General features: G+C 57.7%; 21 protein-coding genes, 2 pseudogenes and 1 riboswitch. Of the genes and pseudogenes, 12 read left to right on the forward strand and 11 right to left on the reverse strand.

All coding sequences use genetic code 11. The annotated features are described in order from the left end of the window. Positions 1 to 46: 46 nt before the first annotated feature. Positions 47 to 676: an SOS response-associated peptidase gene (locus BLS87_RS16535; protein WP_074753570.1), complete on the forward strand. Its 630-nt coding sequence runs from the start codon at positions 47 to 49 to the stop codon at positions 674 to 676. A gap of 224 nt (positions 677 to 900) precedes the next feature. Here BLS87_RS16535 and BLS87_RS35225 read toward each other — a convergent pair whose 3' ends face one another. Together BLS87_RS35225 and BLS87_RS35230 are read right to left on the reverse strand one after the other, a co-directional pair. Next, positions 901 to 1,743, reverse strand: a complete 843-nt coding sequence (locus BLS87_RS35225; RefSeq protein ID WP_425262231.1) for a methyl-accepting chemotaxis protein — start codon at positions 1,741 to 1,743, stop codon at positions 901 to 903. Positions 1,744 to 1,758: 15 nt separating this feature from the next. Then, a pseudogene (locus tag BLS87_RS35230) lies at positions 1,759 to 3,042 on the reverse strand (methyl-accepting chemotaxis protein); the annotation flags it as partial. 294 nt (positions 3,043 to 3,336) lie between these two features. Between BLS87_RS35230 and BLS87_RS16545 the strand changes: the two are divergent. Next, positions 3,337 to 4,155 carry a M48 family metallopeptidase gene (locus BLS87_RS16545; protein ID WP_074753572.1) on the forward strand — a complete coding sequence of 273 codons (819 nt, stop codon included), beginning with the start codon at positions 3,337 to 3,339 and terminating at the stop codon, positions 4,153 to 4,155. Between the two features lie 135 nt (positions 4,156 to 4,290). On the opposite strand, the gene BLS87_RS16550 is transcribed toward BLS87_RS16545, so the two are convergent. The 3 genes from BLS87_RS16550 to BLS87_RS16560 all read right to left on the reverse strand — a co-directional run bounded on the left by BLS87_RS16550 (position 4,291) and on the right by BLS87_RS16560 (position 7,167). Then, positions 4,291 to 4,875: a TMEM165/GDT1 family protein gene (locus BLS87_RS16550; protein ID WP_074753573.1), complete on the reverse strand. Its 585-nt coding sequence runs from the start codon at positions 4,873 to 4,875 to the stop codon at positions 4,291 to 4,293. An 89-nt stretch (positions 4,876 to 4,964) separates the two neighbouring features. Beyond that, positions 4,965 to 5,086: riboswitch (yybP-ykoY riboswitch) on the reverse strand. Between the two features lie 39 nt (positions 5,087 to 5,125). Then, complete coding sequence (locus tag BLS87_RS16555) at positions 5,126 to 6,124, reverse strand: class I SAM-dependent methyltransferase (RefSeq protein ID WP_074753574.1); 999 nt, start codon at positions 6,122 to 6,124, stop codon at positions 5,126 to 5,128. Between the two features lie 77 nt (positions 6,125 to 6,201). Beyond that, on the reverse strand, positions 6,202 to 7,167 hold the full coding sequence (locus BLS87_RS16560; RefSeq protein WP_074753575.1) for a 2-hydroxyacid dehydrogenase: 966 nt from the start codon (positions 7,165 to 7,167) through the stop codon (positions 6,202 to 6,204). A gap of 88 nt (positions 7,168 to 7,255) precedes the next feature. On the opposite strand from BLS87_RS16560, the gene BLS87_RS16565 reads away from it, so the two are divergent. The 7 genes from BLS87_RS16565 to BLS87_RS16595 all read left to right on the forward strand — a co-directional run bounded on the left by BLS87_RS16565 (position 7,256) and on the right by BLS87_RS16595 (position 18,229). Beyond that, entirely contained in the window at positions 7,256 to 7,885 is a 630-nt protein-coding gene (locus tag BLS87_RS16565) for a LysE family translocator (protein ID WP_074753576.1), read from the forward strand. 173 nt (positions 7,886 to 8,058) lie between these two features. Next, positions 8,059 to 9,735, forward strand: a complete 1,677-nt coding sequence (locus BLS87_RS16570; RefSeq protein ID WP_074753577.1) for a fatty acid--CoA ligase — start codon at positions 8,059 to 8,061, stop codon at positions 9,733 to 9,735. A 367-nt stretch (positions 9,736 to 10,102) separates the two neighbouring features. Continuing rightward, positions 10,103 to 11,962: a DUF1302 domain-containing protein gene (locus BLS87_RS16575; RefSeq protein WP_074753578.1), complete on the forward strand. Its 1,860-nt coding sequence runs from the start codon at positions 10,103 to 10,105 to the stop codon at positions 11,960 to 11,962. A gap of 15 nt (positions 11,963 to 11,977) precedes the next feature. Then, a complete protein-coding gene (locus BLS87_RS16580) occupies positions 11,978 to 13,342 on the forward strand; it encodes a DUF1329 domain-containing protein (RefSeq protein ID WP_074753945.1) in 1,365 nt (454 codons plus the stop codon). A gap of 419 nt (positions 13,343 to 13,761) precedes the next feature. Next, on the forward strand, positions 13,762 to 16,527 hold the full coding sequence (locus BLS87_RS16585) for a winged helix-turn-helix domain-containing protein (RefSeq protein ID WP_074753579.1): 2,766 nt from the start codon (positions 13,762 to 13,764) through the stop codon (positions 16,525 to 16,527). Between the two features lie 101 nt (positions 16,528 to 16,628). Further along, the gene (locus BLS87_RS16590) at positions 16,629 to 17,960 is read left to right on the forward strand and encodes a type II toxin-antitoxin system HipA family toxin (protein ID WP_244165851.1); all 1,332 of its coding nucleotides are present in this window, start codon (positions 16,629 to 16,631) and stop codon (positions 17,958 to 17,960) included. After that, entirely contained in the window at positions 17,957 to 18,229 is a 273-nt protein-coding gene (locus BLS87_RS16595) for a helix-turn-helix domain-containing protein (protein ID WP_425262227.1), read from the forward strand. Before BLS87_RS16590 ends, BLS87_RS16595 begins: the two co-directional genes overlap by 4 nt. 50 nt (positions 18,230 to 18,279) lie before the next feature. On the opposite strand, the gene BLS87_RS16600 is transcribed toward BLS87_RS16595, so the two are convergent. Together BLS87_RS16600 and BLS87_RS16605 are read right to left on the reverse strand one after the other, a co-directional pair. Beyond that, a complete protein-coding gene (locus BLS87_RS16600; protein ID WP_074753581.1) occupies positions 18,280 to 19,479 on the reverse strand; it encodes a cyclic di-GMP phosphodiesterase in 1,200 nt (399 codons plus the stop codon). Positions 19,480 to 19,834: 355 nt separating this feature from the next. Continuing rightward, a complete protein-coding gene (locus BLS87_RS16605) occupies positions 19,835 to 20,620 on the reverse strand; it encodes an AraC family transcriptional regulator (RefSeq protein ID WP_074753582.1) in 786 nt (261 codons plus the stop codon). Positions 20,621 to 20,735: 115 nt separating this feature from the next. Here BLS87_RS16605 and BLS87_RS16610 point away from each other — a divergent pair, with 115 nt between their 5' ends. The 3 genes and pseudogenes from BLS87_RS16610 to BLS87_RS35240 all read left to right on the forward strand — a co-directional run bounded on the left by BLS87_RS16610 (position 20,736) and on the right by BLS87_RS35240 (position 22,731). Then, on the forward strand, positions 20,736 to 21,548 hold the full coding sequence (locus BLS87_RS16610; RefSeq protein WP_074753583.1) for a sulfite exporter TauE/SafE family protein: 813 nt from the start codon (positions 20,736 to 20,738) through the stop codon (positions 21,546 to 21,548). Positions 21,549 to 21,696: 148 nt separating this feature from the next. Beyond that, positions 21,697 to 22,311 (forward strand): annotated as a pseudogene (locus BLS87_RS35235) (methyl-accepting chemotaxis protein); the annotation flags it as partial. 96 nt (positions 22,312 to 22,407) lie between these two features. Beyond that, entirely contained in the window at positions 22,408 to 22,731 is a 324-nt protein-coding gene (locus tag BLS87_RS35240; protein ID WP_244165853.1) for a CZB domain-containing protein, read from the forward strand. 8 nt (positions 22,732 to 22,739) lie between these two features. On the opposite strand, the gene BLS87_RS33795 is transcribed toward BLS87_RS35240, so the two are convergent. Genes BLS87_RS33795 through BLS87_RS16635 form a run of 4 tightly spaced genes read right to left on the reverse strand, consistent with a single transcriptional unit; the run spans position 22,740 to position 26,462 of the window. Then, a complete protein-coding gene (locus BLS87_RS33795; RefSeq protein WP_208605174.1) occupies positions 22,740 to 23,624 on the reverse strand; it encodes a carbamoyltransferase N-terminal domain-containing protein in 885 nt (294 codons plus the stop codon). 34 nt (positions 23,625 to 23,658) lie between these two features. Next, a complete protein-coding gene (locus BLS87_RS16625) occupies positions 23,659 to 24,918 on the reverse strand; it encodes an ATP-grasp domain-containing protein (protein ID WP_074753586.1) in 1,260 nt (419 codons plus the stop codon). Beyond that, complete coding sequence (locus BLS87_RS34195; RefSeq protein ID WP_074753587.1) at positions 24,906 to 25,088, reverse strand: hypothetical protein; 183 nt, start codon at positions 25,086 to 25,088, stop codon at positions 24,906 to 24,908. Before BLS87_RS34195 ends, BLS87_RS16625 begins: the two co-directional genes overlap by 13 nt. Before the next feature lie 21 nt (positions 25,089 to 25,109). Next, complete coding sequence (locus BLS87_RS16635) at positions 25,110 to 26,462, reverse strand: hypothetical protein (RefSeq protein WP_074753588.1); 1,353 nt, start codon at positions 26,460 to 26,462, stop codon at positions 25,110 to 25,112. Between the last annotated feature and the right edge of the window lie 465 nt (positions 26,463 to 26,927).

Raw genomic sequence — 26,927 nt, forward strand, 5'->3', positions numbered from 1 at the left:
GTCCTGCGCGGCTTCATTCGCTTTTCAGAAGAGTTGCCCTGAGCCCATGTGTGGACGTTATGCGCTGTTTCGTTGGACGCCCGCGTTTGCGGCCTTGCCCGGATTTCCGGCGGACCAGCAGGCGCAGTGGAATATTTCGCCCCACGATTCGGTGCTGATGGTCCGGGCGAGCGAGGAGGGCGAGGCCGGGCGTCAAGTGGCCAGAGCGCGCTGGGGACTGACTCCGCCTTGGCTGACCGACATGTCGCGAACGCCTGCCCACGCGCGGGCAGAAACCCTGGCCGAACAACCGATGTTCCGTCAGGCGTTTCGTGAGCGCCGCTGTCTGCTCCCCGCCAACGGTTTCTACGAGTGGCGCGGTACGGTGCGCAAGCGGCCGTTCTGGCTGACGCCGGCCGAGGGCTCGACGCTGTATTTCGCGGCGATCTGGGAGGCTTACCCGGTGCAAGAGCACGTCTATCTGAGCGTGGCGGTGGTGACGCAAGCGGCGATGAATCAGCGCAGGCCGCTGATTCTCGATGAAGAAGGGCAGGCTGCCTGGCTCGACCCTGACAGCTCGCTGGTGACGTTGCAGTCGTTGCTCGCCGCACCGCAGAGGCAGCTGCGAGAGCGTCCGCTGGCCAATCTGGTGAACGATCCGAAGCTTAATGCGCCGGAATGCCTGACGCCGCTGTAATACGGGCGCCTATTTCAGACTGTGCGCCGAACCTGTGAGCCGGCTTGCTGGCTCCTACAGATTGGATATCGACCGCAAATCATCGGAACGACGCAGTACCTGTAGGAGACGTCCGAGGTTACGAGGGCAGCGATGCGGTGGGTCAGGTACATAGACGGTGACTGACACCCCGCATTCGCCAGCAAGCCGGCACACTCAGAAAACTGGCGCCCTACTGAAGCTCATCAAACCCTGAACTGATTGATCAACCGGCGCTGCTGCTCTGCCAGTTTGGTCAGTTCGGCGCTCGCCTGGCTCGACTCATCCGCGCCACCGGCCACTTCGTTCGCCACCTGACCGATATTGATCACGTTGCGGTTGATGTCGTCGGCGACCGCGCTTTGCTCTTCCGCCGCGCTGGCGATCTGGGTGTTCATGTCGTTGATCACCGACACAGCCTTGGTAATGCTTTCCAGGGCCTGTGCGGCCTCGGCGGCATGCCCAACACTTTCGTCGGTCTTGCTCTGGCTGTCTTCCATGACCTTGACCACTTGCCGCGTGCCGCTTTGCAGCTGTTGGATCATGGTCTGGATTTCTTCGGTCGCTTGCTGCGTCTTCTGCGCCAGATTGCGCACTTCATCGGCCACCACCGCAAACCCGCGTCCCTGTTCACCGGCGCGGGCTGCCTCAATCGCTGCGTTCAACGCCAGCAGGTTGGTCTGCTCGGCGATCCCGCGAATGGCCGTGAGGATCGCGTTGATGTTTTCACTGTCCTTGGCCAGCGTCTGCACCACGCTCACTGCGCGGCCGATTTCCACCGCCAGCTCGCTGATGGAGGCCGACGTGTTGTGGACGATACGCATGCCTTGGTTGGCGGCGTCGTCCGCATGGTTGGCGGCTTGTGCGGCCTGAGTCGCATTGCGCGCGACGTCTTGCGCGGTCGCGGTCATTTCGTGCACGGCGGTCGCGACCAGATCGATCTCGGCCATCTGTTTGTGCACGCCTTTGTTGGTGCGAATGGCGATGTCGGCGGTGTGCTCGGATGAATCACTGACCTTCTGCACCGACGTGACGACCTGGCTGATCATGACCTGCAACTTGCCCAGGAAGGTGTTGAAACCGCTGGCAATCGAGCCCAGCTCGTCGGCGCGATCGCTGGTCAGGCGACGCGTCAGATCGCCTTCGCCTTTGGCGATGTCGTCGAGCATCGCAACCATCTGCTTCAGCGGACGGGCGATGCCACGGCCGACGAACCAGACGATCAGCAGGCCCAGCGCGGCGATCAACAAGCCAACCATGGTCATCCCGAAAATATCCGTGTCGCGCTGATGCGCCAGGTCGCCTTGCAGCTTCTGCAGGTCCGCCATCACCGCGCTGACCGGCATGCGGATCATCAGTGTCCAGCGTGCATCGGTGTTGCCGATACCGAAGGGCAGGTACAGCTCGATGTGGCCGTGCTCCTTGTCGATGTCGTAACGAACGTCCCCTTTGGTCAGGTTTGTCAGGTTCGCGACTTCGTTGGCGTCGAGGATCTCGCTGGCTTTCTCGCCCAGCTTGCTGGTGTCCTTGGTGTAGGCCACGAGGCGGCCGTTGGTGGCAATCAGCGCCAGATCACCCGCGCCGTTGTAGAGTTTCTTGTCGGCGGTTTCGAGCATGTCCTGAATGAAGTTTACCGACAGGTCGGCCCCGACGATGCCCTGAAACTGGCCGTCCACCATGATGGGCTCGATGAATGAGGAGAGCATGACCATCTTGCCGCCCACCTTATAAGGCGCGGGGTCGATCACGCAGGGTTTGCGGGTTTCACGCGAGCACAGGTAGTACTCGCTCGAGCGAATGCCGGTGGACAGGACTTTCTGGTCTTCCAGGCTCGCCAGTTTCTCCAGATTGAACGTGCCGTCAGGTTTGCGGTACCACCAGGCCATGAACCGGCCGTCTTTGGGGTCGACACCGGTGATTGGCGCTTCGGCATACGCCACGTCATTGTGGTCAAGGGCATTAGGTTCCCAACCGATGTAGGCGCCCAGGATTTTCGGGTTGCGCACGACCGTTTCATGCAACACGTTGAGCAACTGCTCACGGCTGATCTTCAGCAACGGCTCGCCTTTGGCGTCCTTCATGCCGATGACGGCGTTGGTCGTGGCCAGTCCGGCGGCCGTGTTGAGCGGCGCTTCCAGTTCGCGCTGAATGTCGCTGGCTTGTGTGCGTGCAATGGCCGTCAGGCGTTGCTCGGTGGCTTGCTCGAATAGCGCCGTGGTGCGTTGGTCCACCAGTGCTTGCGTGCGGGCGCCTGAAAAGAGCGAGTAGAGCACGAGGGCCGCCACCACGCTGAGCACGATGGCACCCGCCAGTGCGGCCACTGAAAACTGGATTGATTTGAACTTCATAAGGGCTCCGGACGCGAAATTACGCCTGAAAGAGCTATCGCCTTGCCCTGAATTTCCATGAGATGAAAACGACGAAATGGCCGTTTTTGATGCCTATGGGTCGCTTTTGGGCAAGTTGGCTGGATGGCCCGGATTTAAAGGCGTTCATGAGTTTGGAAAGAGAGAGGAGAAGTGTTTTAAAGCTGGTACGGATGTGCGTTTTTTACAGGTCTATTTGCATGGCAAACGGCTGCCATCTGGCACTCGGGCGGCGTACCGCCTAGGATGAGCGCCTTGTTTGGAAGGAGATACACAATGCGTCAGACCTTTGCTCTTTGTGCCTTGAGCGCAGCGCTGCTGGTTGCAGGCTGTCAGGCCGTCAACACCACCAGCGGAGATTCGGTGGGTGTCGAGCGCAAGCAATACATGTTCAGCATGCTGTCGACCGATCAGGTCAACCAGATGTATGCCCAGTCCTATCAGCAGACCGTTACCGAGGCCACGTCCAAAGGCGTGCTGGATAAGAGCAGCGCCGAGGCCAAGCGCGTGCAGAATGTTGCCAACCGGCTGATCGCCCAGGCGCCGAAACTGCGTCCGGATGCGGCGCAATGGCAATGGGAAGTGAACCTGATCAAGAGCGATGAACTGAACGCCAACTGCGGCCCTGGCGGCAAAATCATCGTGTACACCGGGCTGATCGACACGCTGAAGCTCAGTGACGATGAGCTGGCAGCGGTGATGGGTCATGAAATCGCGCATGCCTTGCGCGAACACGGGCGTGAAGCCATGTCCAAGGCGTACGGCATTCAGATGGCGAAGCAGGGCGCGGGTTCGTTGCTGGGCCTGGGGCAGGACAGCCTCGCGCTGGCCGACACCGTGGTCAATTACAGCCTCACGCTGCCGAACAGCCGGGCCAACGAGAATGAAGCTGACCTGTTAGGTCTTGAGCTGTCGGCACGTGCCGGTTACAACCCGAATGCCGCGATTACGCTTTGGCAGAAGATGGAAGCTCAAGCCGGGGCATCGCAGCCGGAGTTCATGAGCACTCACCCGGCTTCGGCGAACCGCATTGCCTCGTTACAGGCCGCCATTCCGAAGGTGATGCCTCTGTACGAGCAGGTGCCGAAGTCTTGAGCTAACACAGATCACTGTAGGAGCGCGCTTGCCCGCGATGCGATTCATCAGTCGACATTGATGTATCTGACTTGACGCTGTCGTCCGATGCGGCCCAGAGCAAGCTCGCTCCCACAGAGGTGTGTCAGCTGCGGGTTACACCCAGCCGCTGACCTGCATCGCCTTGTACACCGCAACGATCGCCAGGATGAAGAACGCACCGGCTGCCAATCGGCGAATCAGCGTCAGCGGCAGTTTTTCTGCTGCGAAGTTACCCGCCAGCACCACCGGTACGTTGGCAATCAGCATGCCCAGCGTTGTGCCCAGGATCACCAGCCACAGGTAGGAGTATTGCGCCGCCAGCATCACTGTGGCGATCTGCGTCTTGTCACCGATTTCGGCGATGAAGAATGCGATCAGCGTGGTCATGAAAGGGCCGAACTTGCGCGCGGTGCTGGCTTCATCGTCATCCATCTTGTCCGGGACCAGCGTCCACAACGCGGTGGCGGTGAAGCTCGCGGCGAGGATCCAGTGCAACATGGCGTCGGAGAAGAAACTGCTGAACCAGGCACCAACGGCACCGGCCGCAGCGTGGTTGGCCAGCGTAGCCGCGACAATGCCGGCGATGATCGGCCAAGGCTTGCGAAAGCGGGCTGCGAGGATAAGCGCGAGGAGTTGGGTCTTGTCACCGATTTCGGCCAGTGCGACGACCGCGGTAGGGACCAACAGGGATTCCAGCATCAGGATTTTCCTAAGGGGCGGGTCGACACGGCTATGACACGTACAACCTCCCCGCCCCGGGTCAGGATGTTCGTGTCATAGGTCTTGTCAAACCACCGATCCGTCTAAGCGGATCTGGGGTCGCACGCACCATGGTCTGAGGACCAAGTATGTTGATGCGCGCCGGACGAGCGTGGCGCTCGTGGGAGACTACTCCCCTAGGACGGAGCGGATTCTGCCTACACGAATCGTGTTCGGCAAGCGCTAATTTTCACGCACGTTTGGCGCGGTAAATCCTGAACCCCTGACCTTCGGCCATGACGGCACATACGCCAAGGTGCTGCTCGATGATCGGTTGATAGCGCAGGAAACTATTGGCAACCAGGCGAAGTTCGCCGCCTTTTTTCAGGTGTTCGCGTGCTTTTCGCAGCAGGTTCTCCGTCGCGGCGTAGTCGGTGTGGACGCCGGTATGAAAGGGCGGATTGGTCAGAATGACGTCCAGATGATGGGGCGCGGCGTCGATGCCGTCACCGGTCAATACGTCGCCCTCAAGACCATTGGCCGCCAGCGTCAAGCGGCTGCTGGCGGTGGCGAATGCGTCGACATCCAGCAGGGTGACGTTCATGTCCGGGCTGCGACGTTTGACCGCAGCACCCAGCACGCCGGCACCGCATCCAAAATCCAGCAAATGACCGGTGGGCAATCGGTCGAGATTCTCCAGCAGCAGCGCCGAGCCCCGGTCGAGCCGGCCGTGACTGAAAACGCCCGGTAGGCTGATCACTTTCAAAGGGCCGCCTTCCATCTCAATCTCGAAGTGTTTAGCGAGGCTGTTCAGCTCGACTGGCTGAGGCGCTTCTTCGACGGTGACTTGCCACAGCTGACAGTGGCGGGCGCTGTCCAGTTTACGCGCGCGTCCGAACGGGCTCAGCTGACGCGCCGCCGCCTCGATGCCTGCGCGTTTTTCGCCGACCAGGAACAGCTCCCGGCCTTGCAGGCGCGAGGCTAGGGCGTTGAGCAGGTAGTCGGTGAGGTCTTTGGCTTTGGGCAGGAACAACACGGCGGCGTCGAATGCTTCACCCGGCGCCTCGGTGCCGAAGTGAGTGCGACCGGCGAAGCGTGCGTCCAGCGCTGCGAAGTCACCCGCATGCCAGCTCCAGCCTCGCGCGTTGGGCAGCGTGTTCAGCAGGTCGTCGGCAGGCAGGCCGGTCAGCAGCAGAGAACCCTGAAACAAATCGGCCTGACGGAGTAACACTTCACTGCGCGGGTCCATCTTCGGCTCCTGAAAAAAAGAGCGAAGTTTATCAGGAGAAAGGGGTAGAGCACGCGCTCCTACCCGATCAACAGGCCTCAGCTGACGACTCTGATGGGCTTGCCCGCATAAAACGCCAAGGCATTCTCATTCACCTGGCCAACGATACGCTGCCGGGCTTCCTGGCTGCCCCACGCGCTGTGCGGGGTGATGATCAGGCGAGGGATATCGCCCGAGAGCAGCGGGTTGCCGTTGACCGGAGGCTCAACGGTCAGCACGTCGGTTGCAGCGCCGGCGAGGTGACCGTTGCGCAGGGCATCGGCCAGCGCCTGCTCATTGATCAAACCACCACGGGCGGTGTTGACGATGAACGCTTTGGGCTTCATCAGGCTCAATTCGTGAGCGCCGATCATGTCGCGAGTGTGTTCGTTAAGCGGGCAGTGGAACGTCAGCGCGTCCACTTGTGGCAACAGTTCGTGCAGGGGCAAACGGTCGGGGCGAGCAGGGCGGCCGGGGATCTGGCCCAGCAGAACGCGCATGCCGAAGGCTTCGGCGAGCTTCGCCACCGCCCCACCCAGTTCGCCATGCCCCAGAAGGCCCAACGTCTTGCCTTCCAGCTCCACAATGGGGAAATCCAGCAGGCAAAACTGCCGGGATTTTTGCCACATGCCTTGATGAATCGCTTGCTGATAGTCCGGCAGTCGCGTGGCCATCGCCAACAGCAACATCAACGTGTGCTGCGCCACCGAAGGGGTGCCATAACCCTGGCAGTTGCTCACCACGACGCCATGCTTGCGGGCGGCCTCAAGGTCCACATTATTGACCCCTGTCGCCGTCACCAATATGAGCTTCAGGTCAGGACATGCAGCGATTGCGTCGGCATCGATCATGATCTTGTTGGAAATTGCTACCTGCGCGCCCTGCAGTCTTTCAATGACTTGATCCGCCGTAGAGCTGGAATGCAGGATCAGTTCGCTGAAGGATTCACGCCAGGGTGCAAGGTCCAGATCGCCGAGGTCCAGTGAGGTGTGATCCAGGAAAACTGCTCTGCTTTGACTCGACATCAGCTGTACCTTTTGCTCGGTGAGTGGGAGGCGTAAGGTAGCGAGCCTACCAGAGCCTGCCGCTCGTAAAAACGCCTGGAGTCCCCACATGTACTGGACGGAATTTCTCACCGTTGCCCTGATTCATCTGCTGGCGGTTGCCAGCCCAGGTCCCGATTTTGCCGTCGTGGTCCGTGAAAGCGTGACCCATGGCCGCAAGGCCGGGACCTACACCGCCATGGGCGTGGGCACGGCGATTTTCCTGCACGTGGGTTATTCGCTGCTGGGTATCGGGCTGATCGTTTCGCAATCCATCGTGCTGTTCAACGCATTGAAATGGGCGGCGGCAGCCTACCTGTTGTACATCGGCATCAAGGCTTTGCGCGCCAAACCGGCCAATGCTTCGGATGCACCAGTGGACATCGCCAAAGGTGAGCGCACGGCGCGCGGTGCCTTTACCGCCGGTTTCGTGACCAATGGCCTGAATCCCAAGGCCACATTGTTCTTCCTGTCGTTGTTTACGGTCGTGATCAATCCGCACACACCGATGCTGGTGCAGGCGGGTTACGGTATTTATCTGGCGCTGGCGACGGGCATCTGGTTCTGCCTGGTGGCTCGTCTGTTCAGCCAGCCACGGGTGCGTGCAGGCTTCGCCCGCATGGGGCACTGGTTTGACCGCGCCATGGGTGGGGTTCTGGTGGCGTTGGGCGTGAAGCTGGCGTTTACCCAGGCAAACTGAAATATCGACCCAGGCCATAACGTGCCCGCAAGACCGTTTTGCCCTTTCAAATGGCGCAATGCCTGCATGGTCACTCGTCATTCGAATCATCCCTTTGGCTGATTTGAGTGGCGAGTGATGGCTCTAGAGTGCATATTTTCAGCACCGCACATGCATCTTGAAAAGGGATTCCTATGCTGCAGACACGCGTGATTCCGCCAGCTGATGGCGCGTACCAGTACCCTCTGTTGATCAAACGCTTGCTGATGTCGGGCAGCCGCTATGAAAAAACGCGGGAAATCGTCTACCGGGACCAATCACGCTATTCGTATCTGACCCTCAACGAGCGCATCTGCCGCCTTGCGAATGTGCTGACCGAGGCAGGGGTAAAAGCGGGCGATACGGTTGCCGTCATGGATTGGGACAGCCACCGGTATCTGGAATGCATGTTTGCGATTCCCATGATTGGCGCGGTGATTCACACCATCAACGTGCGCCTTTCTCCGGATCAGATCCTGTTCACCATGAACCACGCCGAAGACAAGCTTGTGCTGGTCAACAGCGAGTTCCTGCCGCTGTATAAATGCTTCGAAAGCAAACTCACCACGGTTGAAAAGACCCTGCTGATCTCCGATACCGGCGACAAGACCGCCGACTTGCCAAACCTGATCGGTGAGTACGAAACCCTGCTGGCCGCGGCAAGCCCGCAGTATCGCTTCGAGGACTTTGATGAGAACTCGGTGGCGACGACGTTCTACACCACCGGCACCACCGGCAATCCGAAGGGCGTGTATTTCACCCATCGCCAACTGGTGCTGCACACCATGGCCGTGGCCACGATCATGGGCAGCGTCGAAGGGTTGTTGTGCACCGACAAGGTGTACATGCCCATCACGCCGATGTTCCACGTTCATGCCTGGGGCGTGCCGTATGCGGCGACCATGCTTGGCGTGAAGCAGGTCTATCCCGGCCGGTACGACCCTGAACTGCTGGTCGAGTTATGGCGCAAGGAGAAAGTGAATTTCTCCCACTGCGTGCCCACCATCATGCAGATGGTGCTCAATGCCAAAGCGGCCAAAGACGTCGATTTCACCGGCTGGAACATCATCATCGGCGGCAGCTCACTCAACCGTTCGCTGTATGACGCGGCCAAGGCCAAGGGCATTCAGCTGACCGCGGCGTATGGCATGTCCGAAACCGGTCCGTTGGTGTCGGTGGCGCACTTGAACGAAGAATTGATGGCGGGCAGCGAAGACGAACGCACCACGTACCGGATCAAAGCCGGCGCGCCGGGCGTATTGGTTGAGGCTGCGATCGTCGACGGCGAAGGTAACTTTCTGCCCTCCGATGGCGAGACCCAAGGCGAGTTGGTGCTGCGCGCGCCGTGGCTCACCGAAGGGTATTACCGAGAGCCCGAGAAGGGCGCGGAGCTGTGGGCGGGCGGCTGGTTGCACACCGGCGACGTGGCCACGCTGGACAGCATGGGCGGCATCGACATCCGGGACCGCATCAAGGACGTGATCAAAACGGGTGGCGAGTGGGTGTCGTCGCTGGAGCTGGAAGACCTGTGCAGCCGCCATCCTGGCGTGCGTGAAGTGGCGGTTGTCGGGATCGCTGATCCGCAGTGGGGCGAGCGGCCTTTTGCGCTGTTGGTCGCCCATGAGGGGCACGTCATCGATGCCAAAGCGTTGAAGGAACACCTCAAGCCGTTCGTGGAGCAGGGGCATATCAACAAGTGGGCAATCCCCAGCCAGATCGCCCTTGTTACCGAAATTCCCAAGACCAGCGTCGGTAAGCTCGACAAGAAGCGAATTCGCCTGGACATCATCGAATGGCAGAGCACTAACAGCGCCTTCCTCTCTACTCTCTAAACTTTTTTTATCGCGCGCATTGCCCTGATTCCGGTCATGGCAATGTGCCGCGAGCGCTCTCGCCCGGCGTCTTCCTTGCCAAATCCCGAAATTCAGCCATCCTCCCTTTGCCGCGCCGGTCAGCACGTCGAAATCACCGTGCCAGACGCTTTGACGCTGCAAATCACACTTTAGAGGGATCAAGCAGTAGCACCTGCTGGCTATAGTCGGCAGTAGGTTGGAACCGGAGAAAAACGCTACGTCGTTTAGCAGCTTTACATGGGCTGCCCGAACAAGCGTTGACACCCAGGCACTGCGGACTTTTTCGCCTGAGTCGTTTCTGGAAGCACCCACTGCCATAAAAATAAAAGCACATGGAGTAGCGTCGATGACATCAGCAAACCTGTTCTGGCGCCGGGCAAAACTGCCTCTGGCCGTCAGCCTCGCTTCCACGCTCGCCGGTCCTGCATTCGGCGTCAGTTTCAACATCGGTGAAATCGAAGGTAGTTTCGACTCGTCGCTCTCCATCGGCGCCAGTTGGTCGACCGCCAAGCCCAACAAGGATCTAATCGGCGTAAACAACGGCGGCAGGGGGCTGTCGCAGACTTCCGACGACGGTCACTTGAACTTCAAGCGGGGCGAAACCTTCTCGAAGATTTTCAAAGGCGTACACGATCTCGAGCTGAAATACGGGGACACGGGCGTGTTCATGCGAGGGAAGTACTGGTACGACTTCGAGCTCAAGGATGAAAGCCGCGAGTTCAAGGACATCAGCGATTCCGGTCGCAAAGAGGGCGCCAAGTCCTCGGGCTTCCAGTTGCTCGACGCATTTGTCTACCACAACTACTCCATTGCCGATGAGCCAGGCTCTGTGCGCTTCGGTAAGCAGGTCATCAGTTGGGGTGAAAGTACATTCATCGGCGGCGGTATCAACTCGATCAACCCTATCGATGTGTCCGCGTTCCGCCGTCCTGGCTCGGAAATCAAGGAAGGCCTGATTCCCGTCAACATGTTCTACCTGTCCCAGAGCCTGACTGAGAACCTGTCGGCCGAAGCGTTCTACCAGTTGGAGTGGGATCAGACCGTTGTCGACAACTGCGGAACGTTCTTTTCGCAACCTGACGTCATTGCCGACGGTTGCAGCGATAACCTGCGCGTCTTGAACAAACGCTCGACCATTCCAGCGGCAGCCTTGCCAACCCTGACGGCACTTGGCGTGAACGTGAACAACGAAGGCGTGCTCGTCCGTCGTGGTCCAGACCGTGACGCTCGAGACAGTGGCCAGTTTGGTGTGGCCATGCACTATAACTTCGAGCCGCTGGATACCGAATTCGGCGCTTATTTCATGAACTACCACAGCCGTAGCCCGATTTTCAGTGCGCAAGGTGCACCTGGGGCAGCGTTTACCCGTCCATTGGGACCGTTGGCGGCATTGCGCCCATTGATCGTCGCGGGCAACTCCAACTATTTCGTTGAGTACCCGGAAGACATTCGCTTGTACGGCTTGAGCTTCTCGACCACATTGCCTACCGGCACGGCATGGAGCGGTGAGGTGAGCTACCGCCCTAATGCGCCAGTGCAGTTGAGTACCACCGACATCCTCTTTGCGGGCGTTACGCCGATCCCGGGTTTTGCAAATGCTTCCGTGCTTTCCGGCACGCCGGGTCAGGATCTTCATGGCTATAACCGTAAGGAAGTGACTCAATTCCAGACGACCTTGACGCACTTCTTTGATCAGGTGATGGGCGCAAGCCGTTTGACCACCGTGGCGGAAGTTGGCGTTACTCATGTGGGTGGACTGGAAAGCAAATCCGATGCGCGTTATGGCCGGGACCCCGTGTTCGGCCCGGGATCGTTGCCCGGCAATTTCTGTAACGTGCTCAACAACTCGACTGCTCAAGGCGGTGGCTTGCCCAATGCCGCCAGCTTGAACACCAACTGTAATAACGATGGCTACACGACGGCCACGTCCTGGGGATACCGCGCTCGCGCCATCTGGGATTACAACAGTGTGTTCGCCGGTGTGAACCTCAAGCCAAGCGTGGCCTGGTCCCATGACGTCAGCGGCTACTCGCCCGGCCCTGGCGGCAACTTCGAAGAAGGTCGCAAGGCTGTGAGCCTGGGTCTGGAAGCGGAATATCAGAACACCTATACCGCCAACCTTTCCTACACCAACTTCTTCGACGGCAAGTACTCCACAGTGGATGACCGCGACTTCGTGGCCCTCAGCTTCGGTATGAACTTCTAAGGACGACTTATGAACATGAAAATAACAAAGGGTCTGTTGCACGTCGGAGTACTGAGCCTGTCATTGCTGGCGACCGGCGTGATGGCCGCAGTTTCTGCCGATGAAGCCGCCAAGCTGGGCACGACCCTGACGCCGATGGGCGCGGAAAAGGCGGGTAATGCTGCCAACACCATCCCGGCGTGGAGCCCGTTGCCGACCAATGCGGGCGCCGTGGATGCAAAGGGCTTCCTTGCCAACCCGTACGCTAACGAGAAGCCGCTGTTCATCATCACTGCGCAGAACGTGGAGCAGTACAAGAACAATCTGGCGCCGGGCCAATACGCGATGTTCAAGCGTTACCCGGACACCTTCAAAATGCCGGTCTACCCGTCACACCGTGGCGCGACCGTGCCTGCTGACGTGTTCGCCGCCATCAAGAAAAACGCCGTCAACACCAAGCTGGTCGGTGGCGGTAACGGTCTGGAAAACTTCGAAACCGCCGTGCCGTTCCCGATTCCGAAAGACGGCCTGGAAGTGATCTGGAACCACATCACCCGCTATCGCGGCGGCAGCGTGAAGCGGCTGGTGGTGCAGGTAACGCCGCAAACCAACGGTTCGTTCAGCCCGGTGTATTTCGAGGACCAATTCGTCTTCCGCGACAAGATGAAGGATTTCGATCCGAAGAACCCAGGCAACATCCTGTTCTATTTCAAGCAGGAAGTGACGGCGCCAGCACGTCTGGCAGGTTCGGTGCTGCTGGTGCACGAAACCCTCGACCAGGTGAAAGAGCCTCGCGCGGCATGGGTGTATAACGCCGGCCAACGCCGCGTGCGTCGTGCGCCGCAAGTGTCTTACGACGGCCCGGGTACTGCGGCCGATGGTCTGCGTACCTCCGACAACCTGGACATGTACAACGGCGCGCCGGATCGCTATGACTGGAAACTGATCGGCAAGCAGGAAATGTACATCGCGTCCGACAGCTACAAGCTCGACGATCCGAAGCTCAAGTACGCGGACATTGTCCGTCCTGGCCACATCAACCAGGATCTGGCGCGTTATGAACTGCGCCGCGTCTGGCACGTGACCGCCACCCTGAAAGAAGGTCAACGCCACATCTACGCCAAACGTGACTTCTTCATCGACGAAGACACCTGGCAGGCTGCGGTGATCGACCACTACGACGGTCGCGGCCAACTGTGGCGCGTCGCCGAGGCCCATGCCGAGAACTATTACGACAAGCAAGTGCCGTGGTACGCCGTTGAAACCCTGTACGACCTGCAATCGGGCCGTTACCTGGCGCTGGGCATGAAGAACGAAGAGAAACGCGCTTACGACTTCGGCTTCACGGCCACCACCAGCGAGTTCCAGCCTAACGCCCTGCGTCAGGAAGGCGTGCGCTGATCGTGTAACCGAATTGGCGGAGAGCCGTGCACCGTTGATCACAGCTACTGCGCACCGTTGTCCTCCGCCGCTTTACCCTATGGTTGAACCCCATAGCGCAAAAGAAAACACCCCGATTCGTCGGGGTGTTTTTTAATTGGGCCTTCTACGATTTCCCTGTGGGAGCGAATTCATTCGCGAAAAAACCTGCACGCGACATAGATGCATCGACCTCAGGCTCCATCGCGAATGAATTCGCTCCCACAGGCTGGACGAGCCTCTGCAACACCTCCTCAAAACATATAAAGCAACATTCGCCCTGTTGATTGGATATGTTTTCTTACAGTCTTTCGTCTAACAATCTTCAAAAGCGCTGACTTAGCCGCTAGTCTCCCGACATCTGAACGCCGAATAACAAGCACTTCTAACAAGAGCCGGCCATGACTGATCTGTCGCGTTTGCAAGGATTCGCAAATCACGCAGTCACTGCGTTGGAAGGACGTTTCTTCCGCCCACCCCTTCCCGAAGGCTATGTCGCCCGACCGCGACTGTGCGAGCGGCTGAGTGCGGGATTGTCTGGCCGCCTGTTGCTGATCAGTGCGCCGGCCGGCTTCGGTAAGAGCTCGCTGGCCGTGGAGTTTTGTCAGAGCCTGCCCGATCAATGGCAAAACCTTTGGCTGGGGCTGAGTCAGCGCGACAGTGATCCGGGGCGTTTTCTTGAGCGTCTTCTGTCCGGCCTTCAACAATTCTTCCCCCAACTCGGCGGCCAGGCCCTTGGCCTGCTGAAGATGCGTCAGCGGCATCAGCCCTTTGCCTTTGAAGAGTGGCTCGACAGCCTGCTGGACGAACTGGGCATGCACCTGATGTTGAGCAAGCCGCTGCTCCTGGTGCTCGACGACTATCACCTCGTGCAAGGTCCGGTGCTCGACCGCTGCCTGCAATTTCTGCTCAATCATTTGCCTGCCGGCATGATCGTCATGGTCACCAGCCGTCAGCGGCCGGACTGGCACCTGGCACGCCTGCGCTTGTCGCGTCAGTTGCTGGAGCTGTCCGAGCAAGACCTTCGCCTGACTGACGACGAGTCCCTGGCCGTACTGGACCAGCACAGCAGTTCCCTCACCGAGGAAGCGCTGCACACGTTGCTCCAACGCAGCGAGGGCTGGGTGGCCGGTTTGCGCTTCTGGCTGCTGGCCGCGGCCGAAGCAGGCAGCAACACGCTGACCCAGGAACTCAACGGCGGCGAAGGGTTGATCCGTGACTACCTGCTTGAAGAAGTCATCGATTGCCTGCCTGCCGATGTTCAAGCGTTCCTCTATGAAACGGCCTGTCTGGAGCGCTTCTGCAGTGCGCTGTGCAACGCCGCACGCGACAGTCACGACAGCGCCGAGATGCTGAATTTTTTGCAAGCGCATCAGGTATTCCTCGTGCCATTGGACGAGAGCGGGCGCTGGTTCCGTTACCACCATTTATTCTCCGATCTGCTGCGCGCGCGCGCGGGCACCAGCGTTGCGCCGCAACAACGGCGATTGCATTTGAACGCTTGCCGCTGGTTCAGCGAGCAGGGCCTGCTGGATGAGGCGATCGAGCAGGCGTTGCGCGCCGGTCACCTGGATGTGGCGGCCAATCTCGTGCAAAACCTTTCTGAAGAGCAACTGCTCGCCGAGCAAAACGTCGGCATGTTGCTGCGCTGGAAAATGGACCTGCCTGACAGCCTGCTGGTCAGCACGCCGCGGCTGATCGTGCTGTATGCCTGGGCGCTGGGGCTGGCCTGTCAACTGGACGCCGCCGAAGAACTGGGCAATCACCTCAGCCGTTTCCTGCCCGCCCCGTCCGCCACGGCGCAAAAATCCATGCTCGCCCAGTGGCTGGCGCTGAGCGGCATCATCGCCAGAGGTCGAGGCGACAGCGAAACGGCCCACCGCTACTGCAGTGAGGCGCTGGTGAGTCTTCCACAAAAGCGTTATGGACAGCGGCTGCTGTGCCTGTCGACGCTGGCGAACCTGGCGATTGCCGAAGGCGACCTGTGGCGCGCGCGGGCATTGAACAGAGAGGCGCTGGAGCTGGCGCAGCGGGTGGCGAATCCGTTGTTCGAAGCGCTGGCGCATTACGACCGCGCACGAACGCTGCACGCCAGAGGCGAAGCCCTGCGCTCCCTTGATGAGGTGCGCCAAGGGCTGCGCCGTTTGAACGGACTTTCTTCACAGCGCTTGTACGCAGTGCGCGCGCGACTGACGCTGTACGAGGGTTATTTGCTTGTGCAGCTGTTGCAGCCCGATGCCGGGCGCGCGCGACTGAACGCCGGGTTGGCCGAGGCCCGTGCCTGTCGCGACATCAGCGTGTTGATCGGCCACTGCGTGATTGCAGGGCTTGAAGGTCGGGAAGGGCGCTTTGCGGAAGCCTTCGCCGAGCTCGCCGAGGCCGAGCGACTGATGCATATCTGGGACGTGCCCCCGGTGTATTACCTGGCGATGATCACCCTCGCCAAGTGCGAGCTTTGGCTGGCACAGGGCCGTATCGATCTGGCGGATGCCTGGTTGCTGCGTCTCGGGCAAACCTACGGCGGCGATCATCCCGCAGCAGCGCCGGAGTGCCTTCCGCAAATGCCGCAACACATCGAGTTGCTGAGTGCGATGCTCGACACGATCCAAGGTCGAACCGAGCAATCCGTTCAGCGCCTGACCCAGCTGGAAGAGCGCGCACAGCACATGGGCGCGGGTCTGCTGGGGTTGAACGCGATGAATCAGCACATCCTGCTGGCGCTGGACATGGCCGACCGTCCCAAGGCCCAACGCCTGCTTGAGCGCAGCTTTCAGGCCGCAACCGGCGGCGCAGTTCTGCCGTTTCTGAGCCTGATTCGCAAATACCCGGACTGGCTGCGAGAGCAACTGCTCAAACGCCCTGCGTGCCGACTCGTCGAGTACCTGCTCAGTCAACTGCCGCCTGGCACTGGCAAAGACATGCCATGCGTGCGCGACGTCAGTGAGCCTTCAGCCTGCCACAGCAACGACTCACTCAGCGCCCGCGAACTCGGCGTGCTGCAACTCATCGCCCAGGGGTGTTCGAACCAGGAGATCAGCGAACGGCTCTTCATCTCCCTGCACACCGTCAAGACCCACGCGAGCCATATCAACAGCAAATTGGGGGTCGAGCGCCGGACTCAGGCGGTTGCCAAGGCCCAGGAGTTGGGGTTATTCAAGACTGTTTAAATCGGTACTTAAATGCCGATTGTTGTGTCTCTGGCGTTATTTTCGGCATTAAATTGCCTTTTTAGACGTATCGATCTATGGTTTAGGCATTAAATTGCCGAATGACCGCCATGCGCTTGACCTTACAGCTTTATACCTCTGGCTCTTGGCGGGATGTCATGCACCTGGAGTTCGAAAAACCGGAACTGGGTCAGAACAGTCCTTGTAGCTTTGCGTATGACCAACACTACCTGGTCGATCACCTGAATGCGTTAGGGAGTTCCACCGGCCAATCTGTCAGCGCCAGAATTCCCTTGTCTTGGGATTTGTACCGAACGCCAGGTCTGCCCGCATTCCTGTTGGATATTCTGCCCGCTGGGGCGGCCCGCAGATTTCTGTTGGCACGACTGGCGATTCCGGAAAGGAACCACACCTCGGCAGATCTGATACTGCTTGAGCGTTGCACGCCTGCTCCGGTTGGACACCTCAGGATCAAAGAGTCTCTAGAGGCACTAGCAACGGGAAATAGCATCGGTTTCGATCGAAACGAAGTGGTGACCCGTGACAGCCGTTTTCTGGAGTACGCCTATGAACAAGGCGCTGCGGTAGGTGGTGCGACGGGGGCTGGCGGCGAGGCGCCCAAGCTGTTGCTCGCTGAAGATGCCGACGGTTTGATGCATCCCGACGCTACGCTGGCCGACGAGAACGTCCACCAGCACTGGTTTGTGAAGTTTTCCCGGAACAAGGGTAATGAGACGGATCGCACGATCCTCAGAAGTGAGTTTTGTTACTACCAAGCCTTGGAGGTGATTGGCGTAGACGTCGTCTCGTGCGACGGGATGAGTCTGGAGGAGGCCAGAAAACCAAGCCTGTGGATGAAACGCTTTGATCGCAGGGTGACTGCTCAGGGTGTCCGCAGACTGGGCGTAGAGTCGGTGTATTCGCTAGCAGACATCACCCGGCCGGGCAGCTACATGTCCCACGTTCAGGCCATCACTGTTCTGGCCAATGCGTGGTCAAGCAATGGTCAGGACGATGAAATCCCGGCACTCGTTGCCGAATACCTGCGCCGCGATCTGATCAATCAGGTTCTGGGGAACAGCGATAACCACGGTCGCAATACCTCGATATTGCGTGATGAAAAGCGTTTGGGACTGGCTCCGATCTACGATCTTGCACCCATGGTCATGGACGAGGAGGGCGTGACCCGAACGACCAAATGGCCTGATCCGATTGAGCGCGCTGGCGAGGTAGATTGGTTGGCCGCGTGCCGTTCCTTGGCGCCATGGGCGGACCCCGATCAACTGTTTGAGGGGCTCAAGGCTGACGCGCGACGCCTGCTTGCGCTGCCGGACCTGCTGAGCGAGGGGGGATTACCGCAGAAGACCTTCAAGCACCCACGAATTGCCTTGACCCGTTTGCACCCGACGTTTCGGGCCTGGGGGCTCGCATGATGGACGAGATTCGTCAGCGCGGGATCATTCTCGATGAGTTGAAGGAGCAGTTATCGGCAGGGACGATCAGTATCGGCACCGCTGTCAAACGGCTGCGTAACGAGGTCACGGGATTACGGCAGGAACAATTCGCGGGGATGTGCAAGATCTCACTGCGCACGTTGCGCCAGATCGAACAGGACGAAGGCAACCCCACGCTCCAGACGCTCAATGCAGTGTTCAAGCCTTTTGGCATGCGGGTGGGCATTGTGCCGCTGCGTCGTGGGTGAGTCAGGTCGGCCCGCCGTCATCCCGTGCCAACCCTGGACGCGAGAAGTGATCAACTTGCCGTACTGACCGCCCACAGGTTATCCACGTCCCGCACGCCCCACTCTTCAGCCAGTTCGTATTTGACGATGGCATCGGGTTCATTCGGGTCGGCGAGATTGACGACTTCCGGCTGGAACGCGATCTTGGTTCGGGTCGACAGAAATACTTTGACCTTGGGGTGCAGCAACGATTTTTCGCCTTGCTCGATGACCACGGCCAGACGCTCACTTTTCAGTCGGACCAATGCCCCCACCGGATAGATGCCCACGGTTTTGACGAAGTGCTGGAAGATCTTCTCGTCGAAGTGGCCTTTCCACGAGGCCATTTCGCGGATGGACCGGGCCGCGTCCCAGCCTTTTTTGTAGGGGCGGTCGGACGTGACGGCGTCGTACACGTCACAGATGGCGCCCATCCTGGCGAACACGCTGATTTCCTCGCCCTTGAGGCCGTAGGGATAACCGCTGCCGTCGACCTTTTCATGATGATGCAGGCACACATCCATCACGGTCTGGGTGACTTGCTGGCTGCCTTGAAGAATCTTGAGCCCGGCTTGCGGGTGATACTTCATGGCCTCGTATTCTTCGAATGTCAGGCGATCGGGCTTATTGAGGATCGCAGGAGGAATCATCATCTTGCCGACATCGTGCATCAGCCCGGCGACGCCAGCCTCACGCACCAGCTCTTCATCCAGCTCCATTTGCCGGGCAAGCGCTACCATCAGCGCGCAGACCGCGACCGAGTGCATGTACGTGTATTCGTCGGAGGTTTTCAGGCGCGAGAGGCTGATCAAGGCGTGAGGGTGGCGCATCACCGATGTCGAGATTTCCTCGACGAGCAGATCGACGTCTTCGGTGTTCATGGAGCGTCCCATGCGCGCGTCGCTGAACATGGTCATGACTGCCGTTTTCGCGCGACCACAGATCAGCTTCGCGCGCGCCAGCTCTTTCTCCATCGTGGCAGGGGATGTATCGGTGTCCGGTCGCGAGGCCGCGCTATCGAGTTGCGGTGAATGTGTCCCGTCTGGACCTCTGCCCAGCCGGGTATCGATCCACACTTCGCGGGTGGATGCCTGAATGCGCCTTAGCACCGCCTCATCGCGCAATTCGCGCTCGACATGGGTGGTCCAGAAGGGATCGTTGATTCGAGGGCGGCAGAACTCATGGATGTACATGCCCAGTGTCAGATCGGAAACGGCGATTTTTCTTATCATGGGGCGTGCTCTATACGCGTCAGGTCTGGGCTACCGTGCGAGGGTCATCGAGCCGACGTCTTATCATCCCGAACGCCATCCATTCCAATGGTTGCGCAATGCCAGTATATGAGCGGTTTTTTGAAAAATATATCAACGGAATCTGTGCGTGCAATGAGAGGTTTTCGGCTTTTGTTCTGACCAAACAAGGAGTTAGCCAGCACTGCTCGAATGCCACGAAAGACAGATACAAAAATTAAATGCCCGAGGGCTTCCGATTGACCCTGATTATCCTTACCAAGCGAAGCCCAACCGGAAAACTGTAGCCACAAATTTTGAAAAAAGCCTCGGTCAGCAGGCGTTTTCTGTGGGGCCGTCAACGACTGCCCGCTGTCGCCGCGTTGTTCAAAAAATGGCTGGGCGTGCGCCCAGTCAGGCGGCGAAACATGGTGGAAAACGCTGCCGGGCTTTCGTACCCCAGATCGAGCGCAATTCGCGTAATGGGCTCCCCCGAAGAAAGGCGGGACAGGGCCAGCACCACACAGGCACGCTGGCGCCATTGGCCGAAACTCATCTGTGCCTGCTCGCGGAACAACCGGCTGAACGAACGCTCGCTGACAAACAAGTCTTGCGCCCAGTCCAGTGGTGATTGATGAATGTCCGGTCGCTGCAGAAACGCCCGGCAGCGAGCCTGTAATCGCGGATCCGTGGGCAGGGGAATGTGCAATGGCAATGCCTGGGCATGGCTGATCTCTAACAACGCCAGCGTCACCAACACACCGTCGCGACCCTGTTCCTCGTATGCCAGCGGCATCTCGACGGCTTCTATCAACAGTTGCCTCAACAGTGGCGACACACTGATCACCTCAGATGACGAGCGCGAAACAGGCACGGCTGACGGCTCTATATAGAGGCTGCGCGTGCTGACACCGAGCATCAGCACTTCATGTTCGACCTGCGGGGAAATCCACACGGCCTGTTGCGGCGGCACCACCCAGTCGCCTTGTCTGGTGCTGACCTTCATCACGCCGGTCGAGCCGTACAGCAATTGCGCACGCCGATGCTGATGACGGCGCAACAGGTAGCCGTCCGGGTAATCAGTGCCGATTGCGATGACCGGGCGAGGTGTGTTGTCCAGGGTATCGATGGAGGTATTGCGCATGACGGTTCACTTCAAGCGTCTGGCCGAAACGCAAACATCATTGGCTCGAATGCTCAAGTTCGTCGAGGGAAAACTGCCTATGGTTCTCGCCTCTGGGTTGTGAGGATGGATCGCGATGACGTATGTGCTATTGGTGTTGTTCGGTGGCTTGTCGGGCATGACCACCGTGCTGTTCGGGTTTGGCGGCGGGTTTGTGGTCGTGCCTGTGCTGTACGGCGTGTTGAAGAGCGGAGCGGGCGGCGCATTGGCGGAGCAGGCTGCGATGCATGTGGCCGTGGCAACCTCGACGTGTGTAATGATCGTCAACGCAGCCTTGAGTACCCGCCGATCTGCGCGGGTCGGGACGCTGCTCCGGGCGTGGCTCTGGCCGCTCGCCGGGTTCATCGGGATCGGCTCGCTGCTCGGCGCGCTGGCTGCCGGCGTGGTCAGCGGGACGGTGATGCGGATCGCCTTCGTTGTGTACCTGGTCGTCACGATTGCCGATTGCCTGTTTCGGCGTGGATTCGTCGCGCCCGTCACCGACGCTAAGCCTACGTCGCTCAGCCGCGGGGCCACGGTATTTGGCGGCACCGTCATAGGCGCCATCGCGACCTTTCTGGGCGTAGGCGGCAGCGTCATGACCGTTCCGCTGCTGCGTCGTCGCGGGCTAAGCATGACTCAGGCGACTGCCATGGCCAATCCGCTGAGCCTGCCCGTTGCGATGGTCGGCACGGCGGTCTATATGCTCGCCGGTACGTCGAGTGCTACGGGGTTGGGGGCTGGCCATGTCGGCTACGTCGATGTCATCGCGTTTGCCGTGCTGACCATTGGCGCGTGGTTCGGCATGCGCCTGGCGACTCGGTGGGTAGGACGCATCCCGGATCAACTGCATGCACGGGTGTACATCGGGCTGCTGGCCCTCGTGCTGTTGAGCATGCTCGTACCGTAACGGCGGTCTGCGCGTTTATCGCACAATTGGTTCTTTCCCCGCGTGTGCCCGGCCCGTAGTTTCCGCGCTTTCGCCCGCGATTGCCGGGTGCAGGAGGATGGGGATGAATTTCGTGTGGCGCAAAAAAACAGTCTTACCCGATGCGCCAATGGCTCTTGGAACGCCCAGCGGACCGACGCCAGACGAAATAGCGTCTTCACTTCGCGAACTGCGAGCGTTGCGAGAGGACGACCAGCGCCACCGCGATTTTTATCGTGGCCTGTCAGAGAACCTGCTGACGTGTGGTAATTCCCTTTCCCACGTAAGCGAGTCATTTTCTGCGCTGAATAGTCAGCTCAAGGTCAACCACCAGCGCGCCGACAACGTTGCCCGTTCAGCCATCGACAATCGCGAGCAGATCACCCATTTGCAGGAGCAGTCGCGGGTCATGGAGGCGGGCGTCGATGCACTGGAGCAGGTGATCAATCATCTGGTTGGGCGCGCCGGAGAGATCGACCGGATTGTCGATTTGATCAGCGACATCGCCCGCCAGACCAACCTGCTGGCGCTCAACGCGGCGATTGAAGCTGCGAGGGCGGGCGAGTCGGGGCGCGGTTTTGCCGTGGTCGCCGGAGAGGTCCGTCACCTGGCGGAAAAAACCGCGCAGGCCACCCAGGAAATCGTCAAGGAAACCTCGGCGATCCAGCAAGACATCAGCGTGGCCAAACAGGCCATCTCCGAACAAAGCCAAGCGTCCGGCGCCTTCTCCGCGGTCATCGACAAAACCACCCGGGCCATGGCCGGCATGTACGACGAAGCGCAGACCATGCAGCGCGAAATCGACCGGTCGCATCTGCTGTCCAGGGTTGAACTGGCCAACATGGAAGAGCTCACCCTGAAGGTCGCCGTCTACGACCGCCTGCTCAACCCTCGCCCCGAACCACTGATCCTGCCCGACGAAACCGAATGCCTGTTCGGCCAGTGGTACTACGAACAACAAGACCCGACCCAGCCACGCACCGCCGAATTCCGCCGCCTTGAGGTCCCGCACCAACTCGTCCACAGCAGCGGCCAGGCCGCCATCGATGCCCACGCACAAGGCGAGTTGGAAAAGACCCTGGAGCATGTCGGAAAAATGGAAGCGGCGAACGTGACCGTGATGCAGGCGGTGAAGATGTTGTTGAAGAGTCGGTTGGGATCTTGATCAAGGGTTCATAGTCGAGACCCGGTTTGGCGAATTATCGGATTTAATCGTGCTTTTGCCGGAGCCATTGGGTCCGGACGCATAACCCAGGCACTGATATTCAGCCTGCGCACCTTTACCACTTTGCCAACGGTGACTTTACGGCGAGGTTTGGCCGTTGCGACGATCCGGGTCGTGCCATCAGCATCTAACGCTGGGACATTTGTGCCTTGGACTTGCAAGACGGTATGCCCGGCTGCCAAAGCGCGGAAGTACGCAACTGGGGTCGCACCGGCTGCCATCTCGGGGATATGGGCCTCAAGGTTTGAGATAGCTTCCTCTAACGCCATGAGTTTTCCAGCATCGCCGAGGCGTTGCTTGCCTTTCGGCAATCGGAAAGTAGGGTCAGCCAATGCATATAGGAAGCCGTATTTATTGCCCGGCGTGATCATCACCGTGCCAAGATGTGAAATGTTAACCTCTTCGTCTACAAGATAAAAATCTCCCATGGCACCTTCCCAGACCAGGGCGTAGCAAGCCTTGCCTTGAGGAAAGGGGGACATGGCATAAGCCGACATAATATGGGAACGCAGGTGACTGGAACTGAAATACCGTACAGTATTTCCAAAAAAGCTAATATTTTTGGAAATGTTTTTTGCCCCATCGAAACCGTAATAGCCGCTACCAATATCACTGTTGGCAGCAAACCCACCTTTTGCCCATCCACTCACTGCAACAACGTCGGGGAGGGTGTCCAACTGTCGTGCGCAATCCATCAGCAGCGCCGGGTTAAAAACATCGTATCGGGGAAAGCTATCTTTTTCGGCCTCATAGGACCACTCCAAAGTAGCCGTATCAGTATCGATCAGCGCCACGGCACCATCTTGCCCTGGTTTCATGGAAAAAATCTTCAAATCGCTCCTTGATAAGAATCAGCAATCATTTATTTCAGGCTGTGGTGAATAATTTGCCCTGTCGCTCCCACTCCCTGATTTTTTGATAGTCCCTCTGCAGCACCGACGAATCCTGATGAAGGAGATAGAGAACGCCCGGACAGGTGAACAAATCAATAGTCTTGTGCAAGGTATCACCTATCGTAGGACAGCTCACAAACTCATAAAATGAGTCCAGTTTGCAAACAGTATCTTCAATATGGCTGGAAACGATGACTCCATCACTTTTACTGATTAACGAGACCGCCATTAGCTCAGCCGTTCTCGACCTCGTCGTAAGATACTTGTGTAATTTCGGGCGGCTGCCCAACAGAAGAGCTGTTATTGAGATATGGCTTTCACCAATTGCAGTGCTGACTGCCTTATGCGAGATCCCACCCTGCAGCCGCGCACTGACTTCGATCAGTCGTGGCCCCTCTTCTGTACACATCAATTCAACATGTGAAGGACCATGAGTGATCTCCAGCGCATCGAGAACCTGAAAGGTGTAATGATTAATATCTTTCAAGCTGGCATCATCAATGTCCATATTCAATTCTTTATCGTAAATGAGCCCCGCGCCCTCCACTTCGATACGGTCGTCTTTCCATACTTCTGTAATAAAATGCCGGCCGCGCTCACTGATGGTGTTGACGATATACTGCTGACCAAACAACCGCTCTTGTACCAAAAGTTCATCGTTCACACTACCCAGCTTATTAACTTGGCCAAACAGCAGAGCTGCTTTCGTCTTTAGCTCTGTGCCGTTGTGACAAATGCTGACGCCATCACTACCAGCGCTATTTAGTGGTTTCACTACAACAGGCCACTTTTTTATCATGGCGATCTGTTCATCCAGATCATTCCGGGCATTCATCTTTAACTGATGAGCGTGCGGCAAACCAGCGCGCCTCAGCGCCTCACCCATTAAGTATTTGTTGCGACGCTGTTCAGAACTTTTTACAGGATTACCTTGAAGCCTGAGGTGAGCGGCAACTTCATCTGCCAACATGACACCACTTTCAGCCCCGGCGATAACTTCGGTAATCGGATACGCTTTTAACCACCTGTCCAGTTCCGAAAAGTCGCCTGTAAAAATAAAATTAGATTCAAATAATGCCCTTTCAAAGGATGCCTTATAGATAGGCAATATTTGAACCGATGATTGAATGTGAAGAATTCGCACATCATGGTTTTCGTCAAGGTACCTTGCCAATTTCGCACCTGACGAGTAGGCATCGATAAGGCAGATGTATTTTTCATTCATTTCAGGCATGTAATCACCAGTCGATCTGTTGGCTTTTTTTGCGAGCCGTTGAAGTCGCCTGCCAGTTTTATACTTCTGAAGCCTGCCGCCTTAAGCATATTTGACAACTGCTCCTGGCTATACAAGCGGGTAAAGCCGTTATAGCGCTGCTCGCCTTTTTCATAGCACACATAGAGCATTTGATTTTGCCAGTCACAGCGTTACTCTTCCTTAATAATTCCCTGATGATAAGCCAAAGCTTTAGGCGGGTTTTTCACAAGCCCATTCAACAACGATTGCACCGGTTTTCTGTTTTCTGGGCCATACGTTTTATACAACGCAAGAGCAAGTACCTCATCCCCATTCAATACACTGTCCGCAAGTACGCGAGCTAGAGATCGCAAGCCAGCAATCACAACCTCAGGCTGGCCGGTCAAATAATCGTTGTCATCACCCTCAAGCGTAAGGGCGCCGAATTGAACAAGATAGTTCAGTTGCAAGAACATACCATCGCTGTCTGGAAAGTAACCCAATCCCCTGTCGACATACCGCAGGCATTCCGACAAATAGTATTGGATTACTTCTGACCGGGTAACACCAACGTGCTCCGCCCAAACCTCAGCCAAAATTAATATTCCAAAGACGTCTGCAACCACTTCCTGTAGCGCAACCGAGACCCATCTGTTCTTTTTATTGAGCGACTGAAAATTTTTTTCGGGTCTGAAGATAAAATGGCCGAGTTCATGTCCGAACACACCAAGAACCGGAATGGAGTCGGTGGCCAAAGCACTTGTAGTGCTTTGCTCCTTCAGGTTCAGATGACGTTTTGCCAAAGGCGTAGCAAAACATTCAATAAGTGCGAGATGCACGTTGGAAAAATAGCAGGTCTTACGAAAATCAGAATGGCTTACGCCTTCATCCCCAGGTAAAAAATAGGCTATGTGCTTGGGATGGCGGTTCCCCTCTCCGGCCATAAAAAAGAGATTGGTCGAAGAAAAGACCGGTGGCTCACTCAAGGAAAGGTCAGTATGAAGCCCTTTTAAGTAGGCTTGAACCTGGTCCGTGTACTGATAAGTTTTTTCGACAAATTCCTGCTTGCGTTGCTCCTTACCGCACGCAAAAGCTGTGGGCATTCGATTCTTCTGCTTGCCATACCATGTCGAGACCAACCCAGCTACCACGGTACACTCTTCATGTATGGCCAGTAGTTCTTTCAGTATTTGCGGGCTATAGCCCACGGCCAACGCCTTGGCCCTGAGCTCAATCGCTTGCCGGTCTGCACTTGGCGCAAAACATGTAGCCACTTCAAGCATGGCCTGCGAGATAGCGCCAGTATTGTTGAAATTGGAAAGGGCTTGTCCGTCGGCTCGTTTGGATTTCGTCCACTCCGACTCAATAATATCGCCGAGTGAGACCAATTGTTTCATTACATTGGCGTCTACCGCTTTAGCCGCCTCAGTCAGGTCAATACAACACAGCGCGTATTCGCTGCTGAGCGGCCAAAAATCATTTTCATAACCAACGTAATCTGCGATTTTCTGAATATTCAGAAAATAATCGAAACGATTTTCCATAATCTACATAGCTCCAAACAAACTAGTCTGAATAAAACTTAAGCTTTTACTCTCGCGTACTTGTAATGGACATAATTCGGCGAACTCCTGCAGTTCACCAAAGTCTCACAATTTGCCTCACTCAATTCGCAAATTGCATTTGCGCCTAGATACCAATTTTAAATTTTTTCGATATGTACTTCGGTGTCATGTGGCGAAAATTACAATCCTGAAATTGGGATGTCAAGCCCTTCTTATTTTTGATTTTTTCCGGGAAAAGGAGTCAATAAATCGAATGACCTTCCTGGGAAGAACAAAGGCCGGCGCTTCGCGCCGACAATGTTTAATGTTTAATGTTTAATGTTTAATGCTTGAGGCTGTTTTTACACACTCTGGGTCGAAGACGTCGGTATATCCGATATATCTTCATGGGGATTTGCCTGGAGCATGAGGTAACCGCCAACATAGGGAGGCTCGTCAGCCACC

Source organism: Pseudomonas abietaniphila (genome assembly GCF_900100795.1).
GTDB classification, from domain to species: domain Bacteria; phylum Pseudomonadota; class Gammaproteobacteria; order Pseudomonadales; family Pseudomonadaceae; genus Aquipseudomonas; species Aquipseudomonas abietaniphila.

Bases quoted from the DNA above. Each gene is read 5' to 3' on its own strand.
- BLS87_RS16535 (WP_074753570.1), top strand. From the start codon at position 47: ATGTGTGGACGTTATGCGCTGTTTCGTTGGACGCCCGCGTTTGCGGCC.
- BLS87_RS35225 (WP_425262231.1), bottom strand. From the start codon at position 1,743: ATGATCAGCCAGGTCGTCACGTCGGTGCAGAAGGTCAGTGATTCATCC.
- BLS87_RS16545 (WP_074753572.1), top strand. From the start codon at position 3,337: ATGCGTCAGACCTTTGCTCTTTGTGCCTTGAGCGCAGCGCTGCTGGTT.
- BLS87_RS16550 (WP_074753573.1), bottom strand. From the start codon at position 4,875: ATGCTGGAATCCCTGTTGGTCCCTACCGCGGTCGTCGCACTGGCCGAA.
- BLS87_RS16555 (WP_074753574.1), bottom strand. From the start codon at position 6,124: ATGGACCCGCGCAGTGAAGTGTTACTCCGTCAGGCCGATTTGTTTCAG.
- BLS87_RS16560 (WP_074753575.1), bottom strand. From the start codon at position 7,167: ATGTCGAGTCAAAGCAGAGCAGTTTTCCTGGATCACACCTCACTGGAC.
- BLS87_RS16565 (WP_074753576.1), top strand. From the start codon at position 7,256: ATGTACTGGACGGAATTTCTCACCGTTGCCCTGATTCATCTGCTGGCG.
- BLS87_RS16570 (WP_074753577.1), top strand. From the start codon at position 8,059: ATGCTGCAGACACGCGTGATTCCGCCAGCTGATGGCGCGTACCAGTAC.
- BLS87_RS16575 (WP_074753578.1), top strand. From the start codon at position 10,103: ATGACATCAGCAAACCTGTTCTGGCGCCGGGCAAAACTGCCTCTGGCC.
- BLS87_RS16580 (WP_074753945.1), top strand. From the start codon at position 11,978: ATGAAAATAACAAAGGGTCTGTTGCACGTCGGAGTACTGAGCCTGTCA.
- BLS87_RS16585 (WP_074753579.1), top strand. From the start codon at position 13,762: ATGACTGATCTGTCGCGTTTGCAAGGATTCGCAAATCACGCAGTCACT.
- BLS87_RS16590 (WP_244165851.1), top strand. From the start codon at position 16,629: ATGACCGCCATGCGCTTGACCTTACAGCTTTATACCTCTGGCTCTTGG.
- BLS87_RS16595 (WP_425262227.1), top strand. From the start codon at position 17,957: ATGATGGACGAGATTCGTCAGCGCGGGATCATTCTCGATGAGTTGAAG.
- BLS87_RS16600 (WP_074753581.1), bottom strand. From the start codon at position 19,479: ATGATAAGAAAAATCGCCGTTTCCGATCTGACACTGGGCATGTACATC.
- BLS87_RS16605 (WP_074753582.1), bottom strand. From the start codon at position 20,620: ATGCGCAATACCTCCATCGATACCCTGGACAACACACCTCGCCCGGTC.
- BLS87_RS16610 (WP_074753583.1), top strand. From the start codon at position 20,736: ATGACGTATGTGCTATTGGTGTTGTTCGGTGGCTTGTCGGGCATGACC.
- BLS87_RS35240 (WP_244165853.1), top strand. From the start codon at position 22,408: ATGGAAGAGCTCACCCTGAAGGTCGCCGTCTACGACCGCCTGCTCAAC.
- BLS87_RS16625 (WP_074753586.1), bottom strand. From the start codon at position 24,918: ATGCCTGAAATGAATGAAAAATACATCTGCCTTATCGATGCCTACTCG.
- BLS87_RS34195 (WP_074753587.1), bottom strand. From the start codon at position 25,088: ATGCTCTATGTGTGCTATGAAAAAGGCGAGCAGCGCTATAACGGCTTT.
- BLS87_RS16635 (WP_074753588.1), bottom strand. From the start codon at position 26,462: ATGGAAAATCGTTTCGATTATTTTCTGAATATTCAGAAAATCGCAGAT.